An 8,420-nucleotide genomic window follows, 5' to 3' on the forward strand; every position below is an offset into this window, starting at 1 on the left:
CGCGCCACGCCACACCGCGCCACGCCGTCCCCGACCACGCCGTCCCGCGCCACGCCACGCCACGCCACGACGCCGCGCCACGCCACGCCACGACGCCGCGCCACGCCGCGCCACGCCGCGCTCCCCCGCGCCGCGCCAAGATCCGTGCAGTTTCGGGGAAGGTGCACGAATGACGGCCAAGATTCCTGCACTTACCCGGAAACTGCACGATGGGACCAGGCGGCGGCCCGGACGGGACTGTCTACAGTGATCAAATGGCTTATCTGATGCTGGCGGGGGCGATCCTGGCGGAGGTCGCCGCGACTGTGTGCCTGCGCGCGTCGGCGGGTTTCACGAAGCTGGTGCCATCGGTCGTCGTCGTGGTCGGCTACGTGACGGCGTTCGTCCTGCTGAGCCAGGTACTGAAGCGCGGCATGGCCCTCGGTCTGGCCTATGGCGTCTGGGCCGGGATCGGCGTCGCGCTCGTCGCCATCGCCGGAGTCGTCTTCTTCTACGACAAGTTCACCTGGATCCAGGTCCTCGGCCTGGTCCTCGTCGCCGCAGGCGTCGCCGCCCTCGAACTCGGCCAGTCCCACTGAACCGCCCAACCACCACCCGACAACGCCGCTGACCCCGCCCACGCCTCACACCACGCGCGCCACACCTCCCACCGCACGGCATCGTCCGCGGATACGCGTCAGCCCCGGCCTCCGCTGAGAGCGGGAGCCGGGGCTGACGGATACGACGGGTCAGTCGGCCGTACGTTCGCGGGCGGCCACCGCCAGCAGCTCCTCCGCGTGCGCGATGCCCAGGTCGGAGTCGGGTAGACCGGCCAGCATGCGTGCCAGCTCGCGGGCCCGCTCCGTCTCCTCGACCACGCGAACGCCACTGGTCGTGATCGCGCCGCCGGTGTCCTTGGCCACCACCAGATGCCGGTCGGCGAACGCCGCGACCTGCGGCAGGTGCGTCACCACCAGCACCTGGTGGTTGCGCGCCAGCCGGGCCAGCCGCCGTCCGATCTCGACCGCGGCACGGCCGCCGACCCCGGAGTCGACCTCGTCGAAGACCAGCGTGGGCGGGCCGCCGACACCGGCGAAGACCACCTCGATGGCGAGCATGACGCGCGACAGCTCACCGCCGGAGGCGCCCTTCTGCAGCGGCAGCGCGGGCGCGCCCGGGTGGGCCAGCAGGCGCAGCTCGATGTCGTCGGCGCCGTCGGGGCTGACGCCCGACTCGACCCCGCCGACCACCAGGCTGATGTCACCGGCCGGACGTGGCACGACCAGCACCTGGATGCGCGAGTGCGGCATCGCCAGACCGGCGAGCTCGACGGTGACCTTGTCGGCGAAGCGCCCGGCGGCCTCCAGCCGCGCCGCACGCAGCTTCTCGGCGAGCACGGCGACCTCACCGGCGAGCCGGTTCATCTCGCGCTCGAGCTCGTCCAGCAACTCGTCCGAGGTGTCCAGCGCGGCCAGGCGCGCCTTGGCCTTCTCGGCCCACACGATGACGCCTTCGACGTCGTCGGCGTACTTGCGGGTCAGGGAGCGCAGGGCGGCCCGCCGCTCGTAGATGAACTGCAGGCGGGCGGGGTCGGCGTCGAGGCTGGCCAGGTACGTCGACAGCTCCACCGACACGTCGCCGAGCAGCGTCGCCGCTTCCTCGAGCCGGGCGGCGTACTCCCCGAGCTTGGTGTCGACGGTCGACTGGGACTCCAGCGTGCGGCGGGCGGTGCCCACCAGGCTGGTCGCGTCCTCGCTGTCGGTCTCGCCGCCACCGGCGATGGCCTGGTGCGCGATGTGCGCCGCCGTACGCAGCCCCTCGGCGTGCTCGAGACGCTGGGCCTCGTTGCGCAGCTCCTCGTCCTCGCCGGGCTGCGGGTCGACCCGCGTGATCTCGTCGAGGCCCAGTCGCAGCAGGTCGGCCTCCTGCGCCCGGGTGCGCGCGTTGGCGCGCCGGTCGGCCAGGTCCTCGGCGACGGCGCGCCAGCGGCCGAACAGCTCCTTGAACTCGACGAGCAGCTTCTCGTGCTCCGGCCCGGCGAAGCGGTCCAGCGCGCCGCGCTGCTCGGACGGGCGCAGCAGCCGCAACTGGTCGGACTGCCCGTGCACCGCGACGACCAGCTCGCCGACCTCGCCCAGCAGCGACACCGGGACGGTGCGCCCCCCGACGAACGCCTTGGAACGGCCCTCGATGGTGACGGTGCGACCCATGAGCAGGCTGCCGTCCACGTCGGCTTCGGCACCGGCGTCGGCGACGCGGGTGGCAACGGCGGAGGCGGCGTGGCCGCTCAGCCGCAACCGACCCTCGACCGACGCCCGGCCCGGCTCGGACCGGACCCGGCCCGCGTCGGCCCGGCCGCCGAAGAGCAGCCCCAGACCGGTCACGACCATGGTCTTGCCAGCGCCGGTCTCGCCTGTGATGACGTTCATGCCACGGGTCAGCGGGAGCGTGGTGTCCTCGATGACGCCGAGACCGGTGATGCGCAACTCTTCCAGCACAGCTGATGACAGTAGTCCGCCCCTGTGACACTGTCACGCTGGGAGGGGGCACACCACCTGCTCAGTGGGTGCCGTGTCGGCCGCTGTGTCCTCGCCAGCCCTCGACCGGCAGCCCGAACTTGGCCACCAGCCGGTCGGTGAACGGCTGCGGCCGCAGCCGCGCCACCCGCACCGGCAGCGCCCCGCGACGCATCGTGACCTGCGCACCTGGCGGCAGCATGAACGTACGCCGACCGTCGCAGCACATCGCCGCCTGCTCGGTGTACGGGTCGATGGTGATCTGGATCAGCGAGCTGGGCGCCGTCACCAGCGGTCGGCTGAACAGCGCGTGCGCGCTGATCGGCACCAACAGCAGCGCCTCGACCTGCGGCCACACCACCGGCCCGCCCGCCGAGAACGCGTACGCCGTCGAGCCCGTCGGCGTGGCGCACACCACGCCGTCGCAGCCGTAGCGCGACAGCGGGCGACCGTCCACATCGACCAGCAGCTCCAGCATCCGTTCCCGGCTGGACTTCTCGACGCTGACCTCGTTGAGCGCCCACGACTCGGCGATCGTCTCACCGGCCAGTTCCGCGGTGACGTCGATGGTCAGCCGCTCCTCGACGCTGTAAGCGCGCGCCACCACGTCGCGTACGGCCAGGTCCAGGTCGGCGATCTCGGCCTCGGCCAGGAAGCCGACCCGGCCCAGGTTGATGCCCAGCAGCGGGGCGCCCTCCGGGCGGGCCAGCTCGGCCGCGCGCAGCAGGGTGCCGTCGCCGCCGATCGCGAACACAATCTCGGCGTCGCGCGCCGCGCAGGCGCCGGTCATCGGCGTCACGCCGGACAGGTCCAGCTCACCGGCCTCCTCGGCGACGACCCGTACCGTGAAACCGGCCGCGATCAGGTCGCGCGCCACCGTCCGGGCGTGGTCGGTGGAATCCTTACGCCCGGTATGGGTGACCAGCAGCGCAATGCGCTCCGTCACCGTGCCTCCCCCAGTCGTCACAGCCCGCCCTCTGTTTGCTCGGGCACTCCTGCCTCGACCACCTCGCGGATGCGCGCGGGGTCGGGCGCGGGCGCGTCCCGGCGGAACCACACGAAGAACTCCACGTTGCCCGACGGTCCGGGCAGCGGGCTCGCGGTGACCCCCGCCACACCCAGCCCCAGCTCGGCCGCGGCGGCGGCCACGTCCAGCACCGCGTCGGCACGCAGCGCCGGATCGCGCACGACCCCGCCCGGACCGACCCGCTCCTTGCCCACCTCGAACTGCGGCTTGACCATCAGCACCAAATCGCCGTCGGTGCAGGCGGCCAGCGCGGGCAGCACCAGCCGCAGCGAGATGAACGACAGGTCCGCGACGGTGAGCCCGACCACGCCGCCGATCAGCTCAGGCGTCAGCGTGCGCACGTTGGTGCGCTCGTGCACCCGCACCCGCTCGTCGGTACGCAGCGCCCAGGCCAGCTGCCCGTAACCCACGTCCACAGCGACCACCTCGGCCACCCCGGCGCGCAGCAGCACGTCGGTGAAGCCGCCGGTGGACGCCCCGGCGTCCAGGCAGCGGCGCCCGGCGACGCCCAGCCCCAGCGGGACGAACGCCGCCAGCGCACCGGCCAGCTTGTGCCCGCCCCGGGAGACGTACTCGTCACCTGGGGCATCGACGACCCGTACCGCGTCGGCGGGGTCGACCATCGCCGCCGCCTTGTGCGCCACCGTGCCGCGGACCTCGACCCGGCCCGCGGCGATCAGCTCGCCGGCCTGCTCACGGGAGCGGGCCAGGCCGCGCCGGACCAGCTCCGCGTCCAGGCGGGTGCGCTTGGCCACGGCAGCCTCAGGCCGCGTCGATCGCGGTCAGCACCTCGCGCAGCGTGCGGTGTGCCGCCTCGTACGCCTCCAGCTGCTCCGCCAGGGGCAGCTCGGCGGTGTTGGCGACCGCGCGCACGGCCGCGTCGACCGCGTGATGGCCGGTCGGACCTGGCATCAGCGTCGCCGGGCTCGGCACCGGACGCGGTCCGGGCGTACCCGTCGAGAACGACAGCGGCAGCTGCGGCGAACTCATGACCCGGCCCTACCGGCGGCCGCCTTCTTGGCCGGGGCCTTCTTGGCAGCGGCCTTGGTCACGGTCGCCTTGGTCGCCGCGGCCTTGACCGGCTCGCTCTTGGCAGGTGCCGCCTTCGCGGGCTCGGCCTTGGCGGAAGCCTTGGTGGCGCCCTTCTTGACCGGTGCCTTCTTCGCCGCGACAGGCACGTCGTCGGCCGCCTTCGGCGCGGCGACAGCGGCAGGCGCCGCGGCGGTGACCGGCTCGGCCTGCGCGACCGGCTCGGTCGGCGTGGCGGACGCCACCGGCTTGGCCGGGGTGGCCTTGGCCACAGCCTTCTTCGCGACCGTCTTCTTTGCCACGACCTTGACGGCGGGCTTCGGCTCGACCGGCTTCGACTCGGCAGGCTTTGACTGCGCGGGTGCCGTCGCGGCGGCCGGGGCCGGGCTCGCGACAGCGGGGGCGGCGGCAGCCGCGGCGTGGGCCTCGTGCAGCTCGCGCTCCAGGTCCTCGATCCGGGCGGTCAGCGTGGCGACCTCCTCGGCGGTGGCCAGGCCGACCCGGCCCAGCGCACGGTCGAGCTCCAGCCGCACGATCCGGGTGACCGCCTCCCGGTTCGCCAGCCCGGTGCTGACCAGGTCCTCCGCCATCGCCTGCAGTTGCGTGGCGGTGGCTCCGCTCTTGCCCAGCAGTTCCTTGGCCGCCTTGCGGACGGTCTTCTCGGCCTTCTTCTTCGACGCCTCGGTGAGCCCGAACGCCAGCTCAAGGTACGCCTTGACCACGTCCTGGACCGGTTCGCTCGACTTGGTTGCCACTGCTGTCACCATCCATCCTGCCGACTGACGTACCCGGAAAGGGCCCGCCCACGACCCCGCCGAACGACGGCGGAACGGGGCAGGCTCCGGCCTACGCGGGTCAAAACTACCGTGCCGGCACCGCGGGCGCTGTGAAGAGGCCCCCGAGATCAGCCGCCACATAGGTGGGCCGCTGCTGCCCGTCCGCCTTTGCCGCCTCGACGGCGGTCGAGACCCCGGTCAATACCAGCAGGCTGTCCATGCCGGCGCGGTGCGCTCCGGCGATGTCGGTGTCGAGCCGATCGCCGACGACCAGTGCCCGGTGCGCGCCCGCCTGACTCGCGGCGGTGGCGAAAAGGCCCGGCTCGGGCTTGCCCACCACCACGTCCGGCTGCCGCTCCAGCGCCGAGACCAGCACCGCGACCAGGGAACCGTTGCCGGGCAACGGCCCCCGCGGGGTCGGCAGCGTACGGTCGGTGTTGGTCGCGACCCACCAGGCACCCGCCCGGATCGCCACACTGGCCTCGGCCAGTTGCGCCCAGCCCACCTCGGGACCGAATCCCTGCACCACGGCGCGCGGGTTGTCCTCGGCGCTGTCGACCGGGCGCAGGCCCGCGTCGACGACCTCGGCCCGCAGCGCGGCCGCGCCGACCACCAGCACCGGCGAGCCCGGCTCGAGCCGCTGCGCCAGCAGCGCCGCCGCCGCGCCCGCCGAGGTCAGCACCTCGTCAGGCTGCGCGTCGATGCCCATCCCGCGCAGCAGCGCGGCCACCTCACCGGCGCGCCGAGACGCGTTGTTGGTCGCGAACCGGACCGGCATGCCCTGCGCCCGCAGCTTCGCGAGCGCATCGACCGCCCCGGCAATGGGGCGGTCGATGAGGTAGAGCACACCGTCGAGGTCGAAGATGACCAGGTCATAAACCTCGACAAGCGCGGTCACGAGGCAGAGTCCGCCTTCCGCTCGGTCTTGTCGGCCGAGGCCGCGGGCGACGCCGAGTCCTTCTCGTCGAGGTCGTCTTCGCCGTCCTCGTCTTCGTCGTCCTCGTCTTCGTCGTCCTCGTCGTCTTCTTCGTCGTCGTCCTCGTCGCGGTCGTCGTCTTCGTCGTCGAGGTCGTCCTCATCCTCGTCGTCGTAGTCGTCGTCCTCGTCGTCGTAATCGTCGTCGTCGTCGTCCTCGTCATCCTCATCGGACTCGAGGTCGTCGGCGGAGTCGCCGGCGGCGCGGGCGGCGGGACGGTCGTCGTCCTCATCGGACTCGTCCTCGAGCTCAACACCGTCGAGCTCCAGCAGGCGCTCCGCCGCGTCGGTCACCGCGTCGGTGTCGGCGGCGGCGGCCTTGGTGAACCACTCCCGCGCCTCCTCGGTACGACCCGACGCCAGCAGCGCGTCGGCGTACGCGTACCGCAGCCGCGGCGCCCAGTCCTCAGTGGACTCCACGGTCAGCTCGCGCACCTGCAGCATCGCGGCCGCGGCGTCGTGCTGACCCAGGTCGCTGCGGGCACCGGCGGCGACGATGAGCAGCTCCAGGGCCTCGCCCTGGCTCATCTTGTCGCGCTCGGCCGCACGGAACAGGTCGATCGCCTTCTCCGGCCGACCCAGCGCGCGCTCGCAGTCGGCCAGCACGGCCAGGTGCGTCTGCCGCCCGGTCATCCGGTGGTACGTGCGCAGCTCCGCGATGGCGCTGGCCCAGTCACCGGCCTGGTACGCCGCCAGCCCGACCGCCTCGCGGACGACCGCGATGCGCGAGGCCAGCCGACGTGCGGCCAGCGCGTGCTGCAGTGCCTGCTCGGGGTCGTCGTCCAGCAGCTGACCCGTGGCGACCAGGTGCTTCGCGACGGTGTCGGCGACCGGCTTGGCCAGCGACAGCAGCTCGGCACGGACGTCGGCGTCCAGGTCGGACGCGGAGATGTCGTCGGGCAGCTGCGGGGCGGGGCCGGTCGAACGCTCGTCGCGCTCCTCGCGGGGCGCGTCCTCGCTCTTGAACCCGGCACGGTCATCCGAGCGGGCGAAGTCGCGCCGCTCGCCGCCGCGCTCACGGTCACCGCCACGGAAACCGCCGCGGTCACCGCCCTCACGCGAGAAGCCGCCCTCACGACGGTCACCACCGCTGCGGAAGCCGCCTTCACGACGGTCGCCGTACGCGGGCCGGTCGCCACCGGAGCGGAAGCCACCACCGGAGCGGTCGCCACCGGGACGGTCGCCGCCACTGCGGAAACCACCCTCACGACGGTCGCCGTACGCGGGCCGGTCGCCGCCGGAGCGGAAGCCGCCCTCACGACGGTCACCGTACGAAGGCCGGTCGCCACCGGAGCGGAAGCCACCACCGGAGCGGTCGCCACCGGTACGGTCGCCGCCACGGTAGCCGCCCTCACGACGGTCACCGCCGCCGAAACGCTCACGGTCGCCACCGGAGCGGTAGCCGCCACCCTGACGGTCGCCACCGGGCCGGTCGCCGCCGGAGCGGAAACCACCCTCACGACGCTCGCCATACGAAGGCCGGTCACCACCCGAGCGGAACCCGCCGCCGGAGCGGTCACCACCGGTACGGTCACCACCGCTGCGGAACCCGCCGCCACCCTCACGACGGTCACCGTACGAAGGCCGGTCGCCACCCGAACGGAAACCACCGCCGGAGCGGTCACCACCGGGACGGTCGCCACCGCTGCGGAACCCGCCGCGGTCGCCGCCCTCACGACGGTCACCGTACGAAGGCCGGTCGCCGCCGGAGCGGAAGCCACCACCGGAGCGGTCGCCACCGGTACGGTCGCCGCCACGGTAGCCGCCCTCACGACGGTCACCGCCGCCGAAACGCTCACGGTCGCCACCGGAGCGGTAGCCGCCACCCTGACGGTCGCCACCGGGCCGGTCGCCGCCGGAGCGGAAACCACCCTCACGACGCTCGCCATACGAAGGCCGGTCACCACCCGAGCGGAACCCGCCGCCGGAGCGGTCACCACCGGTACGGTCACCACCGCTGCGGAACCCGCCGCCACCCTCACGACGGTCACCGTACGAAGGCCGGTCGCCACCCGAACGGAAACCACCGCCGGAGCGGTCACCACCGGGACGGTCGCCACCGCTGCGGAACCCGCCGCGGTCGCCGCCCTCACGACGGTCACCGTACGAAGGCCGGTC

General features: G+C 73.3%; 7 protein-coding genes and 1 pseudogene. 1 reads left to right on the forward strand and 7 read right to left on the reverse strand.

Features of this window, described 5'->3' with window-relative positions:
• Positions 1 to 254 precede the first annotated feature (254 nt).
• Positions 255 to 578: a DMT family transporter gene (locus tag KUA19_RS35925; protein ID WP_217403372.1), complete on the forward strand. Its 324-nt coding sequence runs from the start codon at positions 255 to 257 to the stop codon at positions 576 to 578.
• Positions 579 to 728: 150 nt separating this feature from the next.
• Here KUA19_RS35925 and recN read toward each other — a convergent pair whose 3' ends face one another.
• From recN to KUA19_RS35965, 7 genes and pseudogenes are all read right to left on the reverse strand, one after another.
• Positions 729 to 2,477 (reverse strand): DNA repair protein RecN, encoded by a 1,749-nt coding sequence (recN, locus tag KUA19_RS35930; protein ID WP_217403373.1) that lies wholly within the window; start codon positions 2,475 to 2,477, stop codon positions 729 to 731.
• A gap of 61 nt (positions 2,478 to 2,538) precedes the next feature.
• On the reverse strand, positions 2,539 to 3,441 hold the full coding sequence (locus KUA19_RS35935) for an NAD kinase (protein WP_308167840.1): 903 nt from the start codon (positions 3,439 to 3,441) through the stop codon (positions 2,539 to 2,541).
• Between the two features lie 17 nt (positions 3,442 to 3,458).
• Complete coding sequence (locus KUA19_RS35940) at positions 3,459 to 4,277, reverse strand: TlyA family RNA methyltransferase (RefSeq protein WP_217403375.1); 819 nt, start codon at positions 4,275 to 4,277, stop codon at positions 3,459 to 3,461.
• 7 nt (positions 4,278 to 4,284) lie between these two features.
• Positions 4,285 to 4,512 (reverse strand): hypothetical protein, encoded by a 228-nt coding sequence (locus tag KUA19_RS35945; protein ID WP_217403397.1) that lies wholly within the window; start codon positions 4,510 to 4,512, stop codon positions 4,285 to 4,287.
• Positions 4,509 to 5,306, reverse strand: coding sequence for a phasin family protein (locus KUA19_RS44235; RefSeq protein WP_308167841.1), 798 nt, complete (start codon positions 5,304 to 5,306; stop codon positions 4,509 to 4,511). The genes KUA19_RS35945 and KUA19_RS44235 overlap by 4 nt, the downstream gene beginning before the upstream one ends.
• A gap of 118 nt (positions 5,307 to 5,424) precedes the next feature.
• A pseudogene (locus KUA19_RS35960) lies at positions 5,425 to 6,225 on the reverse strand (HAD-IIA family hydrolase); the annotation flags it as partial.
• Positions 6,222 to 7,178 (reverse strand): tetratricopeptide repeat protein, encoded by a 957-nt coding sequence (locus KUA19_RS35965; protein WP_372451980.1) that lies wholly within the window; start codon positions 7,176 to 7,178, stop codon positions 6,222 to 6,224. The gene KUA19_RS35965 and the pseudogene KUA19_RS35960, both read right to left, overlap by 4 nt.
• Positions 7,179 to 8,420: the final 1,242 nt, after the last annotated feature.

The organism is Catellatospora tritici (assembly GCF_019083965.1).
Classification (GTDB): domain Bacteria; phylum Actinomycetota; class Actinomycetes; order Mycobacteriales; family Micromonosporaceae; genus Catellatospora; species Catellatospora tritici.